The organism is Paraburkholderia pallida (assembly GCF_004524855.1).
Lineage (GTDB): Bacteria > Pseudomonadota > Gammaproteobacteria > Burkholderiales > Burkholderiaceae > Paraburkholderia > Paraburkholderia oxyphila.
The window spans coordinates 82,048-95,554 of sequence record NZ_CP038149.1 but is presented as its reverse complement, the minus strand read 5'-3'; the positions used below and the strand labels follow the sequence as shown (position 1 = coordinate 95,554).

Here is a 13,507-nt window from a genome sequence, read left to right as displayed (position 1 = left end):
GATTTCTGAAAAGCCGCGTTGACTGGGGCGATAACTGCGGCGCCACCGCCCCACCCCGCTTCCAGCCAGAATCAGAAGAACGTCATCAGACCGCACAGAATCGCCAACTGGTTCGCGCTTGACGAGACATCCGGCGCGCCGCCAACCACCGAAACGGTCGCAGGAACAGCAGACGGGTTGCTGCTGTGGTTAACCGCCGCCATGAGGTAAAGCATGGAGCGCCGGCTCAACAGATACCGCGCGCCGATGAACGGCTCGGTAATGGTGGCGCTCTCGCCTGCCCGGTTTCTGTCCCAGGCAATGCCCACCCCCGCACCAACGGTAATCGCTGGCGTCACATAATAGTTCGCCGCAACTTCAAAAGGCCGCGCTCGGGCCTGCGATCCGGGAAAGACAGTTTCCCACCCCTGCGAATAGTTGGCGAGCAATGTGAGACCGCCAATCGTGTAGACCGCGCGCACCGAATAAACGTTGTTGGCGATCACCACGGTGCTGAAGTTGTCGCGCGCCCAGCCCACGCCCAGTTCCAGGCCGCTGTTCACGTACTTCAGATAGGCCGACTGCATGTTGTCGTGGCGGCTGTCCGGGCCGAAGCCATACATGAGGCCGCCCGATATCGGACCGTTGTTGTACGCCCACTTGATCGAATTGTTGTACATCCCGGAGCCGGAATGGTTGTCGACGGCGGGCGGCGGCGCGCCTTTGACCGGGCTGCTGAATCCCTGGAAGCCCTCCACGAGTCCGCCCTCGATCATGGTGGTGGAATCCGGCGGCATCTCGATGTGAAGGAAATCGAACTGGCGGCCAAGGGTCAGCGTGCCATACGTCTCGCTGCGCAATCCCACGTAGGAAGCATAGGCCCAGAACGGCGTCGTGGATGCGCCATTGTTGACGCTGATCGGAGCTTCGAGCACGAACAGGGCTGAGAGCCCGCCACCCAGATCCTCGTTGCCTCGCAAGCCCAGCCGCGAAGGCGCCCCGCCATTGCTTTGCACCTCGGCAAGCGAGTGGCCGCCGGAATTGCTGACGTATTCGAGCCCTGCATCCAGTATGCCGTATAACGTCACGCTGGTTTGCGCTTGAGCGGTCGTCCCCGAGCACGCCAATAGCGCGAATACCCCGGCTGTCGCGGCACGCATGGACGTGTTCTGCGGTCTGGCTTTCATAGATGGATTCCGTTCTTGAAAAAGATCTCGTGCCTGGTTGTTTTGAAGGAAGTGCGACGGGATTTCCAGCCCAAGCTGTCCGGCGCGGCCGAGGTAAATCCGTTTCATCAGCGCAAATGATTAGTCATCCGAAACATTATTCATCGCGCTATGCACGCACGCGTTATCGCTCGGCGGCCCCATCCGCGGGCCGCCAAACGAACATCGGTCGTGCCTGAGAGGGCCAGCGAAATCGCGCGAGACGCATGCCTTCTGCCCGATTTCAGGACTTCCTTGAACGCAGCTAACCCGGTCGAAACAATAAATTTGCACCCAATAACTGTCAACAGTTTTAGACCTGAGCCTCGCCAGGACATACCCGTACAGCTTTCTCAAACCCGCCTATATGCCGGAAGAATCCACATAGCCTGGTTATCTCCGGATAAAATTTTGCACAAGCCGACACAACTTTGGACCATAATTGTGTCGACACATATGATCGTTGGATCACCGAGGTTTTTAGGTCGACATCGATGGCTAGCCAGCCCACGAGGACGCGGCGCCGCATCATGTGGCGTCGTGCCCGACGCCGCCCCGGCTGTGTTTAACGCGATTCGGCGATTGCGACGGCGTCAGCGCCGGCCGGCAGCCGCGCAGGGCAGGCGGTATCCGTGGCGAAGCGCCATACGGCTTGCGCCACGTCGAGCGAGTGAGTCACGTCGCCTGCCTGCTCGATCGTCGCGAATGCAGCTTGCGCGAACGCTTGATACGCCTGGGGGATGCCATTGGGCAGCAGGCGCTGGACGTTTTCGCCGAAACGGGTCTCCGGCGCCCGTCCCGGGATGATCAGGCCGACCCGTACGTCGAACGCTTCGAGCTCGAGCGCGAGCGACTCCGTGAAAGCCATGATCGCCGCCTTGCTTGCGGTGTAGATGGAAAGCAGCGGAAACGACTTCAACGTGACCGCCGACCCTACGTTGATGATGGCCCCAGAGCGACGTTGCGTGAATTGCGGCAACAGTGCATGCGTCATTGCCAGGGTGCCGAAGGTGTTCGTTTCAAAGACCTGGCGGACCGTCTCCATCGACGTTCCTTCGAATGCGCTGAGCAGGCCGACTCCGGCGTTATTGACGAGAACGTCTATCGAGCCGGCTGCATCGACGGCCTCGCGAATGCTCCGCGCATCGGTGACGTCGAGGGCGAGAACGCGCAAGTGCGCCGAGCGGGGCAGCACGTCCTCGCGTGGCATGCGCATGGTGGCGATGACGTTCCAGTCGCGTTCGAGAAAGTAACGGGCGGTTTCGAGGCCAAACCCGGACGAGCATCCGGTAATCAGAACGGTCTTCATGGGGATCTATGAAATGGTTGAAGGCATTGAAACGATAAGATTGCGTGGACCATCCCGCCATCATTGGCAGTCCAGATTTCATTCGTCGGAGTCCTGGCATGGTTGATCCGCTCGCCGAGTTTGTCGCCCTGCTTCGGCCAGGCGCGCCGATTGCAAAGACCGTTCGCGGTGCGGATTGCGCCCGCATGGGCTACCCGCAAACCGGGTTGCCTTTTTTCTGCGCGGCGCTCGAGGGGACATGTCGCGTTGACGTCGAAGGCAGGGAGACGATGGTCGTTCACCAGGGCGACTTCGTACTGATCCCTTCCGGCGTGGCTTTCCGCTTGCTGGACCCTGCCGGCACGCCGCTCATCGGGACGCGGCGTGCGGGAGAAACCATCGGGCCGGCTGAGCTGCGGCTCCTTGCGGGCTACTGTATCTTCGGTTCGCCCGACGCCGCGTTGCTCGTTTCGTTCTTGCCCCAGGTTGTGCATGTGCGAGGAGGCAACCGCCTTGCCAAACTCGTGCGACTCATCGAGGACGAGACCTGCACGGCAGGACCCGCGAGCGATGCCGTGCTCCGGCGACTGCTCGAAGTCCTCTTCATCGAGGCGCTTCGTTGCGCGGTCGATGCAAGCGCTTCGCCGGGCCTGCTGCAAGGGATCGCCGATGCCCGGATCGCCGCCGCGCTCCAGCGGATGCACGCGTTCCCGGCCCGGCCCTGGACCGTTGCGCAACTGGCCAAGGACGCCGCGCTCTCGCGTTCGGCGTTCTTCGAGCGTTTCAGTCGCATCGTGGGCGTCACACCAATGAAATACCTGCTCGCGTGGCGCATGGCGATCGCGATGGATCTACTGCTGAGGAACGCAGGCGGCGTGGCCGATGTCGCGGAACGTGTCGGCTACGGCACCGCAAGCGCCTTCAGTGCCGCCTTCGCGCGCTACGTCGGCATGTCTCCGACCCACTATCTGCGCAAGCAGGCTGAAACACGATTGCGTGTACGCAGCACTGTCCCGCTTCAATGCGCTGCGGCGGAAGACGTTCGGCATCCCGCGCGTGCGGCGCCACGCATAGGCCTGCCAGCGTATGCGGATACGAGCGAAGCCGTGTACGCGTGGACTCCGGTTTCGATGCGGTAATCGCCACGCACACATCCGCAATGGAGCCCCACACAACTCAAATGCGGGGTTAACACGTATTTGCATACGTATGCAACGACCGGAAGGTGTCAGCCATTCGAAGCCGGATACTCTTTTCATCAAGGACAATCATGATCAGGTACATCAAGCGTGGCCGTCCCGCGGCCGTCAAATCGGATGCCGAAGCAACGGTGCGCGCCACCGTCGAGCAGATCATTCAACGCATCGAGAAAGACGGCGATGCGGCTGTTCGCGAGTACAGCCGCCAATTCGATAACTGGGATCCGGACGAATTCCGGCTTTCGCGCGCCGAAATCGAAGCCGCGCGAAAGCAGCTTTCCGCCCGGGAGATCGAGGACATCACGTTCGCGCAGCGGCAGGTCCGCAATTTCGCGCAAATCCAGCGCGACTCGATGACGGACGTCGAAGTGGAAACGCTCCCCGGCGTCGTGTTGGGACACCGGCACATTCCGGTCAATGCGGTCGGCTGCTACATTCCCGGCGGCAAATATCCGCTGCTGGCTTCTGCTCACATGAGCGTGCTGACCGCCAAAGTGGCGGGCGTGCCGCGCGTGGTGTCGACCGCGCCGCCCTATCAGGGCCGGCCGCATCCGGCCATCGTCACGGCGATGGACATGGCGGGCGCCGACGAAATTCTCGTGCTCGGCGGCGTTCAGGCGCTGGTGGCGATGGCCGTGGGAACGGCGAGCGTAGCGCCGGTCGACATGCTCGTCGGGCCGGGCAACATGTTCGTGGCGGAAGCCAAGCGGCAGTTGTTCGGGCGGGTCGGCATCGACCTTTTCGCAGGGCCGACCGAGACGCTCGTCATCGCGGACGATAGCGTCGACGGCGAGCTCTGCGCTGTCGATCTGCTCGGTCAAGCCGAACACGGACCCACGTCCCCTTCGATTCTGCTCACCAACAGCGTCCAGCTGGCGCACGATACTCTCGCCGAAATCGAGCGCCAGTTGAAACACCTGCCGACCGCGTCGATCGCCGCGCAGAGCTGGGCCGATTGCGGCGAAGTCATCGTTTGCGACACCGACGAAGAGATGCTTCGCATTGCAGACGAAATTGCGTCGGAGCACGTTCAGGTCATGACCCGCGACCCGGAATTTTTCCTCCAGCGCATGACGAACTATGGCGCGCTGTTCCTCGGACCGCGCACCAATGTGAGCTTCGGCGACAAGGTCATCGGCACGAACCATACGCTGCCGACCAATCGCAGCGCGCGCTATACCGGCGGCCTGTGGGTCGGCAAGTTTCTCAAGACCTGCACGTATCAACGCGTGTTGAGCGACGAGGCCAGCGCCGCCATCGGCGCATATTGTTCGCGTCTGTGTCATATGGAAAATTTCGCCGGACATGGCGAGCAGGCGAACATCCGCGTGCGCCGTTATGGCGGGCGGCCTGAACTCGCCTGGTATCAGCCGGTGGAGGCGCAATTTTGATCGCCCTGCCAGCCGGGCCCGACTTCGGACTGAGCGGGCGACGCGCGCTCGTCACGGGAGGCAGCAGCGGCATCGGCCTCGCGGCCGCCGTGGCGCTGGGGCGCGCGGGCGCCCACGTGAGCGTGGCCGCAAGGCGCGGCGCCGAGCTGGAAGCCCTGTGCGAGGCCATGCGCGCCGAGCGCATCGACTGCGAAGCGCTCGTGCTCGACGTCACCGACTCCGGCGCGGTGGATCGCACACTCGATGCGCGCGCACCGTTCGACATCCTCGTGAACAGCGCCGGCATGAACCGCCCCAAGCCGCTCGCCGAGCTCACCGACGACGACATCGATGCGGTCGTGCAATTGAACGTGAAGTCGACGTTCTACACGACCCGGGCCGTCGCGCGCCGGCTCCAGGCCGCCGGCCTGCCGGGCTCGATCATCAACGTGTCCTCGCAAATGGGACATGTCGGCAGTCCGCGCCGTTCGCTCTACTGCGCAAGCAAGCATGCGGTCGAGGGCATGACCCGCGCGCTCGCATGGGAGCTGGGCCCGGCACGGATTCGCATCAACACGGTCTGCCCGACCTTCATCGAGACGCCGATGACGGCGCCCATGTTCGCGGCGCCGGGGTTCCGCGACTGGGTGTGTGAGCGCATCGCGTTGGGGCGTGTCGGCACGATGCCTGAAGTCATGGGCGCGATCGTGTTTCTCGCCAGCGAAGCATCGAGCCTGATGACGGGCAGTGCGCTCATGCTCGACGGCGGATGGACCGCGGCATGAAGACGGCTCCGCGCGCTCAGGACGTCGCCGCTCTCGCGAAGGTATCGCAGTCCGCGGTAAGCCGCACTTTTACGCCGGGCGCCAGCGTGTCGGAAGAAACGCGGCGCAAGGTGCTGGCCGCCGCGAAGATGCTCGGCTATCGGCCCAATGCGCTCGCGCGCAGCCTCATTACCCGACGCAGCCGCATTGTGGCGCTCGTGATGAGTTACCTCGACAATCAGTTTTATCCGCTCGTCATCGAACAGCTCTCGCAGCGGTTGCAGAAAGCCGGCTACCACGTCCTGATGTTCATCGCGGAAGTGGACGAAGAAGCCGATGGCGTGCTGGCCGAGATCCTCGATTATCAGGTCGACGGCATCATCATGGCCTCCGCGAACCTTTCACCAAGGCTTGCGAACAGTTGCGCCGATCTTGGCGTGCCTGTCGTGCAATTCAACCGTGTGATGGAACAGCGGGGCCGTGGCCGCAGCAAGATCAGCTCGGTGACATCTGCGAACGAATCCGGCGGCCGGATGGCGGCGCGGCTGCTCGTCGAGCGCGGATATCGCCGCATCGCGCTGATTGCCGGGCTGGAGAACGCCTCGACCAGCATCGAGCGCGAGCGCGGCTTCACCGACGAACTGGCCGTCCTTGAAATGCGCCTGTGGAACCGCGAGGTCGGCCACTACGATTTCCATCGCGCGCAGGAAGCCACGCAACGCCTCTTCGCCGGCGACGAGCGGCCGGACGGCCTGTTCGTCGCCAACGATCACATGGCGATCGCCGCACTCGATATGCTGCGCCAGGAACTCAACCTGAAGGTTCCGGAGGACGTGGGCGTCATCGGCTTCGACGATGTCCCACAAGCCGCGTGGGGCGCCTATCGGCTCACGACCGTACGCCAGGATCTGGAGCCGATGATCGACGCCACGGTCGCCCTGCTCTGCCAGCAGATGACCGGAGAGCTGCGGCCCGCCGACATCGTCGTGCCGTGCGCGCTCGTCGAACGCGCCACGGTGAGACAGCGGCCGCCATCAACAGCGTAGCCAGTGATGGTGGCCGCCCCGTGGATCGGCCCGACTCGTCTTTACAGATTGGTCGCCTGGAAGCTCACCTGCCGCCACGCGCCGGACTGGAGCCGCCAGACCTGCGTGGTCATGATGTGCATGTCCACGCGCTGGCCCGTCGCCATCATCTCGATCGACTGGCGCAGCGGTCCTGTCGCGACGGCCAGTCCGTCGTACACGCGCACGTCCAGACGCTCGCGTTGCGCCGAAAGAAACCGTATCGCGCCGCTCACCATCGCCAGATAGCCGGCCTTGTCGTCGGCCTGGCCGTTGGCGTGGACATGCACAACGTCGTCGGCCACGAGACGATCGAGCGCTTCGAGGTCCGCCGTCACGAGCGCGTGGCACCGCTCGGCTTCCAGCCGGATCACCTCGTCGCGCACCGTGTCTTCAGTATTGCTGATCATCGGCAGGCTCCGCGTTCATGCAGGTTCGGTCTGGACCACGTTCTCGATGGCGCCAATGCCGTCGATTTCCACTTTCATCCGGTCGCCGGCGCGCAGCCAGCGCGGCGGCTTCATGCCGATTCCCACGCCGCCCGGCGTGCCGGTGAGGATCACGTCGCCGGGCTCGAGCGTCATCACCTTCGACAGATGCTCCACCTGCGCGTAACAGTCGAAGATCAACTGCGACGTATTCGAGTCCTGGCGTTTTTCGCCGTTCACGAAGCAGCGGATGCCCAGCGCGTGGGGATCGGCGATCGCGTCGGCCGTCACGATCCACGGACCGAACGGCGCGTGCGTGTCGAACGACTTGCCGATCGTGAACTGCGAGGTCTTGAGTTGCCAGTCGCGCACGCTCATGTCGTTGGCCGCGCAGTAGCCGAAGATCACTTCGTGCGCGCGCTCACGCGGCACGTGACGGCAGCGCCGGCCGATCACGAATGCCAGTTCCGCTTCGTAGTCGAGTTGCTCCGAGACGCGCGGCAGATCGACGGGGGAGAACGGCCCCGTTGCCGAAGTCGGCATTTTCGCGAACCATAGCTGGTCCACGGGCCGCGCCATGCCCGACTCTTCCACGTGATCCGCGTAGTTCAGGCCGATGCCGAGAATCTTGCCCGGACGCGGCACCGGCGCGAGCAGCGTGACGCCATCGAAGCCGAGATCCGCGGGCTGCGAAGCGTCGAGCGACGCAAGGCGCTCGCACCAGGCCGGCCAGGCTTCGATCAGCGCAATCGTGTCGCGCGGCGCATCGGGCAGATGCCGCCCGATATCGACGATGCCGCCGTCAACGGCGAGGCCCGCGGCCGGCGCGTTGCTTCCCGCAAGGAATGTGACGAGTTTCATGCTTCCCCCTGTGCTTACATGAATGTTGATTTGCCGGTGGCCGCCGTGCCCACCGCGCTCAGTTCGGCGTCGCTCGCGCCGGCCTTCCACATGCGGACCAGTTCGTCGGGATCGAATTCCACGCCGAGATTGTTCTTCGCGAACGCCTCCGAATGGAAATACGCGCCAGGGTCGTCGCCGTTGTCGGCCTGCAGTTCAATATCGTTGCCTTCCGGGTCGCGGTAGTAGAGCGACGTGGTCGGGCCGTGGTTGATGCACCAGAACGGCAGGATGCCGAGCGGCTTCAGACGCGCGTAGGTCGCGAGCAGTTCGCCGATGTCGTTGTAGCTGTACGCGATGTGATGCACACCGGCCGTCTCGCGTTGCCTCGGCGGGATATCGGGCATGTTGAAGAACGCGAGGCGGTGATGCTCGTCGTCGTACGTGATGAAGGTCAGCACGTTGTCTTCAAAGACGAGGTGTGCCTGGAACAGCTTCATGTACCACGCGACGGTGTCTGCGCGACGCGCGCATTGCAGAACGAGATGGGCCATGCGGGCGGGCGCGATGCGTGTCTCGCTCGACGTTGCGTCATGGGTATCGCCGGCCTGCGTCTGTACTGTCGTCATGTCTGTCTCCTGTCTGGACGGTGCTGCATGAATTGAAGGCCGCATCAAAGCAGCACGCGGCGGAAGTCGGCCATCAAGGTGGCCAGATACGCGAGGAAGCGGCCGGCCTCGGCGCCGTCCACCGCACGGTGATCCCATGAAAGCGAAAGCGGCAGGATCAGACGAGGCTCGAACGCGGTGCCGTTCCATACGGGCTGCGTGGCGGCCCGGCCTGCCCCGAGGATCGCGACCTCGGGGGCGTTGATGATCGGCGTGAAGTGCGTGCCCCCGATGCCGCCGAGCGACGAAATCGACATCGAGCCGCCCTGCATCTGGGCCGGCGTGAGCTTGCCTTGACGCGCCAGCGCTGCAAGCTCAGCCATTTCTGCGGCGATTTCGGCAATGCCCTTGCGATCGGCGTCGCGAATCACCGGCACCACGAGTCCATCAGGCGTGTCCGCCGCAAAGCCCATGTGGAAGTAATGCTTCTGCACGAGCTCCTGACCGTCGAGGCTCACGTTGAATTGCGGATAGCGCTGCAGCGCCGCCACGCACGCCTTGACGAGAAAGGCCAGCATCGTCACCTTCGCCCCGCTGTCCCTCGCTTCGCGATTCAGCGTGGTGCGCAGGGATTCGAGCTCAGTCACGTCGGTCTGGTCGAAATTGGTGACGTGCGGAATCATCACCCAGTTGCGATGGAGATTCGCCCCGGAGATCTTGCGGATGCGCGAAAGCGGCCGGCGTTCCACCGGCCCGAACTTCGCGAAGTCCACCTGCGGCCATGGAAGGATGTCCAGAATGGTTGCACGCGCATCTTTCTGTGTCGCGGCTGGTGGCGGACTCGACAGCACGCCCTTCACGTGGGCCAGCACGTCCTCCCGCAGTACCCGGGCGTTGCGGCCGCTGCCTTTTACCTGCGCCAGATTCACGCCGAGCTCGCGCGCCAGCTTGCGCACGGACGGGCCCGCCGCGACATCGATCTTCGCAGACGCGTCGACGGGCTGCTGCTGAGGCGGCTGAACTGCCTGGGGCATCGGAAGCGGCTCGATGTGACGCTCCGGCACGGTTGGTTGCGCAGGCGTCTGCGCCAGTGCTGGCGCAGACGCCGGGGCCGCAGGCTCCGCCAGTTCCGCCAGTTCCGCCAGTTCCGCCAGTTCCGCAGGCGCGGCCTGGCTTCCGGCGCCCGCGGCGTCGAATTCCACGTGCGCGATCAGCGTGCCATGCGAAACCAGATCGCCCGGCTTGAGCAGAACCTCGCGTATCGTCCCGGCAAGCGAGCTCGGCACGTCCATGGTCGCCTTGTCCGATTCGAGCGTCACGAGCGGCTGCTCCCGCACAACGACATCCCCCGCGCGAACCAGCACCTCGATCACCGGAATATCCCGGTAGTCGCCTATATCAGGGACTCTCAACTCCTGCATGTCCAATCCTTTATCAGGTTTCCTGAGGGGGTTCACCAGCTCAGCGGTTCCACGGCGCTACGCCGTCCGCGGCGATCTCATAGCGCGCCAGCGCTTCGGCGTGCTTTGCCGCATCGACGGCTGCCAGCGCCGCCAGGGCGATATGCCAGCGGTCCACCTCGAAGTAGCGCCGCAACGCGACGCGCGTATCGCTGCGCCCGAACCCGTCGGTGCCCAGCGCCGTGTACGGTGCCTGTACGTAAGACGAGATCAGTTGGGCATATGCACGGACGTAGTCGCTCGCCGCCACTACGGGCGTGGCGCCCGGCAGGCAGCGCGCAACATGGCTCTCGTGCTGCGCGCCGGCGCCGTACAGCCGCTCGCGCTCCAGCTCGCGCGCCTCGCGCGCCAGTTCGGAGAAGCTCGTCACGCTCCAGATCTCGGCAGCGATGCCCCAGTCGTTCGCCAGCAACTCCGCCGCCGCGATCACCTCGCGCAAGATCGCCCCCGAGCCCAGCAGCCGCACCGCGGGCTCGCCCTCGCCGCGCACGCCGTAGCGCCGCATGCCCCGGACGATGTCCTCGTGTTCGTGAGGCTCAATCGCTTCGTGCACGTAGTTTTCATTCGTGACGGTCAGGTAGTAGAACTCATCATATTGCTGCTCCAGCATGCGGCGCGCGCCGTGATCCACGATCACCGCCATCTCGCCCGCGAACGCCGGGTCGTATGCCCGGCAGTTCGGCACCGTGGCCGCCATCACGTGGCTCGTGCCGTCCTGGTGCTGCAGGCCTTCGCCCGAGAGCGTCGTGCGTCCCGCCGTAGCGCCGATCAGGAAGCCCCGCGCGCGCTGGTCCGCCGCCGCCCAGATGAGGTCGCCCACGCGCTGGAAGCCGAACATCGAGTAGTAGATGTAGAACGGCAGCATCGCCACGCCGTTCACGCTGTAAGAGGTCGCCGCCGCTGTCCACGACGCGATCGCGCCGGCCTCCGTGATGCCCTCTTCCAGCAGTTGCCCGTCCTTCGACTCCTTGTAATAGAGCATCGAACCCGCGTCTTCCGGCTCGTAGAGCTGCCCCTGGGGCGAGTAGATACCCACCTGGCGGAACAGGCTCGCCATGCCGAAGGTGCGCGCCTCATCCGCCACGATGGGCACGATGCGCGGACCGAGCTCGCGGTCCTTGAGCAGGTTCGTGAACACGCGCACGAGCGCCGTGGTCGTGGAATTCTCGCGGGCGTCGGGCGTCAGCGCGAACTGCGCGTAGCTTGCCAGTGCGGGCACCGCAAGCGGTTCGGCATGCGTGGCGCGGCGCGGCATGTACCCGCCCAGCGCCTCGCGGCGCTCGCGCAGGTAGCGCAGCTCCGCGCTGTCCTCCGCGGGCCGGTAGAACGTCATGCCGGCCACCTGCTCGTCGTCGAGCGGCAGCGCGAAGCGGTCGCGGAACGCCTTGAGCGCCTCGACATCGAGCTTCTTCTGCTGGTGCGCCGTGTTGCGCGACTCGCCCGCCTGCCCCATGCCGTAGCCCTTCTTGGTCTTGGCGAGAATCACGGTCGGGCGGCCCGCGTGCGCGGTGGCGGTCGCAAACGCCGCGTGCAGCTTGCGGAAATCGTGCCCGCCGCGCCGAAGGCCGTCGATCTCCTCGGGCGTCATGTGCGACACGAGCGCCTGCAGCTCAGGATCGAGGTCGAAGAAGTGCGCGCGGTTGTAGGCGCCGTCGTTAGCCCCCAGTGTCTGGTACTGGCCGTCCACCGTCGCCGCAAAGCGGCGCAGCAGCACGTGATGGCGGTCGCGCGCGAACAGCGCGTCCCAGTCCGAGCCCCACACGACCTTGACGACGTTCCAGCCCGCCCCCGTAAACAGCGATTCGAGCTCCTGAATGATCTGGCCGTTGCCGCGTACCGGGCCGTCGAGCCGCTGCAGGTTGCAGTTGATCACGAACGTGAGGTTGTCCAGCCCCTCGCGCGCCGCGAGCGAGAGCGCCGCGACCGATTCCGGCTCGTCCATCTCACCGTCACCGAATACGCCCCATACGCGCCGCGTGTGGGTCTGGGCCATGCCGCGATGCTCGAGGTAGCGCAGAAAGCGCGCCTGGTAGATCGCGCTGATCGGGCCGATGCCCATCGACCCGGTGGGAAACTGCCAGAACTCGGGCATGAGCCACGGGTGTGGGTACGAGCACAGGCCGCCGCCGTCCACCTCCTGGCGGTAGCGCTCGAGCTGGCTCGCGTCGAGCCGTCCCTCCAGATACGCGCGCGCATAGACGCCCGGTGCCGAATGCGGCTGGAAATAGACCAGATCGCCCTTGCCCGCTTCGTTGTCGGCGCGGAAGAAGTGGTTGAAGCCCACTTCGAAGATCTCGGCCGCCGAGGCGTAGCTCGCGATATGGCCACCGAGTTCGCCATAGGCCTTGTTGGCCTTCGCGACCATCGCCAGCGCGTTCCAGCGGATGATCGAGGTGATGCGCTCCTCCATCGCGAGGTTGCCCGGGAACGCGGGCTGGTCCTCCACGGCGATGGTGTTCTGGTACAGCGAATAGGGATGCGCCGCGGGCGACACGCCCAGATGGTTCGCGTGCTCGGCGAGCCGCTGCAGCAGGAACGTCACGCGGTCCACGCCCGACACGCGGGCCACGGCTTCGAGCGCATCGAGCCATTCGGACGTTTCCTGCTGGTCAGGATCGGCTCCGGTCCCGCACGCCAGCGGGCCGTTCAACAATTGATGAGGTTCGGATTTCATTCAGTACTGCCTCGTTTTCGTTTCGGTTAAGCAGGATCGCTGCGGTGATAGCGCCCCGGCCCTGTGCGGAAATGCCTGCGCAGCCCTACCAGCCCTCGACGCAGCCGCCTGCGGTCAGCATCGGCGTATGTGCGTGCATCTGCTGGTACTTGCCGCTATAGAAAACCAGTGGACGGCGTTGCGTGCCGTAGCGGATATATTCGAGTTCGCCGATATACAGCAGGTGATCTCCGGCCGGATGGACGTCCACGGTCCTCGCAACGAGCTGCACGAGGCTGCCGTCGAGCAAGGGCGTGCCGTCGTGCCCGCAGAAGGGCAACGCAAGATCGGCCTGCGGCCTGCCGCCGAAATGGGCGCTGAGCGCCCGCTGGTCTTCGGCAAGGAAGTTGATGCCGTAGCGCACTCCCTTGCTCACCCACTGGTTAAAGCGCGAGCTCGCCCGCACCGAGACCAGCACGAGCGGCGGTTCGAGCGAGACGGACATGAAGGCATTCGCCGTCATGCCCGCGGGCTCCCCCTCCATCCGGTAAGTGACGACCGTCACGCCTGTCGCGAACATGCCCATGGTGGCGCGAAGCGCCCTGGCGTCGATGACCGGGGAAGCAGCTGGCTGGCTGATGGCGTTCAT

12 protein-coding genes are annotated in these 13,507 nt (G+C 64.7%); 4 read left to right on the top strand and 8 right to left on the bottom strand.

Features of this window, described 5'->3' with window-relative positions:
• Positions 1-71 precede the first annotated feature (71 nt).
• Positions 72-1,274 carry a porin gene (locus E1956_RS15795; RefSeq protein WP_134750817.1) on the bottom strand — a complete coding sequence of 401 codons (1,203 nt, stop codon included), beginning with the start codon at positions 1,272-1,274 and terminating at the stop codon, positions 72-74.
• A 475-nt stretch (positions 1,275-1,749) separates the two neighbouring features.
• Entirely contained in the window at positions 1,750-2,493 is a 744-nt protein-coding gene (locus E1956_RS15790; protein ID WP_134750815.1) for an SDR family oxidoreductase, read from the bottom strand.
• Between the two features lie 98 nt (positions 2,494-2,591).
• Here E1956_RS15790 and E1956_RS15785 point away from each other — a divergent pair, with 98 nt between their 5' ends.
• From E1956_RS15785 to E1956_RS15770, 4 genes are all read left to right on the top strand, one after another.
• A complete protein-coding gene (locus E1956_RS15785) occupies positions 2,592-3,611 on the top strand; it encodes an AraC family transcriptional regulator (protein ID WP_134750813.1) in 1,020 nt (339 codons plus the stop codon).
• 131 nt (positions 3,612-3,742) lie between these two features.
• Complete coding sequence (gene hisD, locus E1956_RS15780; protein ID WP_134750812.1) at positions 3,743-5,062, top strand: histidinol dehydrogenase; 1,320 nt, start codon at positions 3,743-3,745, stop codon at positions 5,060-5,062.
• Entirely contained in the window at positions 5,059-5,826 is a 768-nt protein-coding gene (locus E1956_RS15775) for an SDR family NAD(P)-dependent oxidoreductase (RefSeq protein WP_134750810.1), read from the top strand. The genes hisD and E1956_RS15775 overlap by 4 nt, the downstream gene beginning before the upstream one ends.
• Positions 5,823-6,851, top strand: a complete 1,029-nt coding sequence (locus tag E1956_RS15770; RefSeq protein WP_134750808.1) for a LacI family DNA-binding transcriptional regulator — start codon at positions 5,823-5,825, stop codon at positions 6,849-6,851. Before E1956_RS15775 ends, E1956_RS15770 begins: the two co-directional genes overlap by 4 nt.
• 41 nt (positions 6,852-6,892) lie before the next feature.
• Here E1956_RS15770 and E1956_RS15765 read toward each other — a convergent pair whose 3' ends face one another.
• From E1956_RS15765 to E1956_RS15740, 6 genes are all read right to left on the bottom strand, one after another.
• Positions 6,893-7,279: a nuclear transport factor 2 family protein gene (locus tag E1956_RS15765; RefSeq protein WP_134750806.1), complete on the bottom strand. Its 387-nt coding sequence runs from the start codon at positions 7,277-7,279 to the stop codon at positions 6,893-6,895.
• 15 nt (positions 7,280-7,294) lie between these two features.
• Positions 7,295-8,158: a fumarylacetoacetate hydrolase family protein gene (locus E1956_RS15760; RefSeq protein ID WP_134750804.1), complete on the bottom strand. Its 864-nt coding sequence runs from the start codon at positions 8,156-8,158 to the stop codon at positions 7,295-7,297.
• A 14-nt stretch (positions 8,159-8,172) separates the two neighbouring features.
• Positions 8,173-8,766: a VOC family protein gene (locus E1956_RS15755; protein ID WP_134750803.1), complete on the bottom strand. Its 594-nt coding sequence runs from the start codon at positions 8,764-8,766 to the stop codon at positions 8,173-8,175.
• Positions 8,767-8,810: 44 nt separating this feature from the next.
• Positions 8,811-10,202 (bottom strand): dihydrolipoyllysine-residue acetyltransferase, encoded by a 1,392-nt coding sequence (gene aceF / locus E1956_RS15750; RefSeq protein ID WP_418789285.1) that lies wholly within the window; start codon positions 10,200-10,202, stop codon positions 8,811-8,813.
• A 4-nt stretch (positions 10,203-10,206) separates the two neighbouring features.
• The gene (gene mdeB / locus E1956_RS15745) at positions 10,207-12,879 is read right to left on the bottom strand and encodes an alpha-ketoglutarate dehydrogenase (RefSeq protein WP_134750799.1); all 2,673 of its coding nucleotides are present in this window, start codon (positions 12,877-12,879) and stop codon (positions 10,207-10,209) included.
• Positions 12,880-12,964: 85 nt separating this feature from the next.
• On the bottom strand, positions 12,965-13,507 hold the full coding sequence (locus E1956_RS15740) for a flavin reductase family protein (RefSeq protein ID WP_232071640.1): 543 nt from the start codon (positions 13,505-13,507) through the stop codon (positions 12,965-12,967).

What these genes read in the sequence shown, in the direction of transcription:
- E1956_RS15755 (WP_134750803.1), bottom strand. Translation starts at nt 8,766, where the DNA reads ATGACGACAGTACAGACGCAGGCCGGCGATACCCATGACGCAACGTCG.
- E1956_RS15740 (WP_232071640.1), bottom strand. Translation starts at nt 13,507, where the DNA reads ATGAACGCCATCAGCCAGCCAGCTGCTTCCCCGGTCATCGACGCCAGG.
- mdeB (WP_134750799.1), bottom strand. Translation starts at nt 12,879, where the DNA reads ATGAAATCCGAACCTCATCAATTGTTGAACGGCCCGCTGGCGTGCGGG.
- E1956_RS15795 (WP_134750817.1), bottom strand. Translation starts at nt 1,274, where the DNA reads ATGAAACGGATTTACCTCGGCCGCGCCGGACAGCTTGGGCTGGAAATC.
- E1956_RS15765 (WP_134750806.1), bottom strand. Translation starts at nt 7,279, where the DNA reads ATGATCAGCAATACTGAAGACACGGTGCGCGACGAGGTGATCCGGCTG.
- E1956_RS15770 (WP_134750808.1), top strand. Translation starts at nt 5,823, where the DNA reads ATGAAGACGGCTCCGCGCGCTCAGGACGTCGCCGCTCTCGCGAAGGTA.
- E1956_RS15785 (WP_134750813.1), top strand. Translation starts at nt 2,592, where the DNA reads ATGGTTGATCCGCTCGCCGAGTTTGTCGCCCTGCTTCGGCCAGGCGCG.
- hisD (WP_134750812.1), top strand. Translation starts at nt 3,743, where the DNA reads ATGATCAGGTACATCAAGCGTGGCCGTCCCGCGGCCGTCAAATCGGAT.
- E1956_RS15790 (WP_134750815.1), bottom strand. Translation starts at nt 2,493, where the DNA reads ATGAAGACCGTTCTGATTACCGGATGCTCGTCCGGGTTTGGCCTCGAA.
- E1956_RS15760 (WP_134750804.1), bottom strand. Translation starts at nt 8,158, where the DNA reads ATGAAACTCGTCACATTCCTTGCGGGAAGCAACGCGCCGGCCGCGGGC.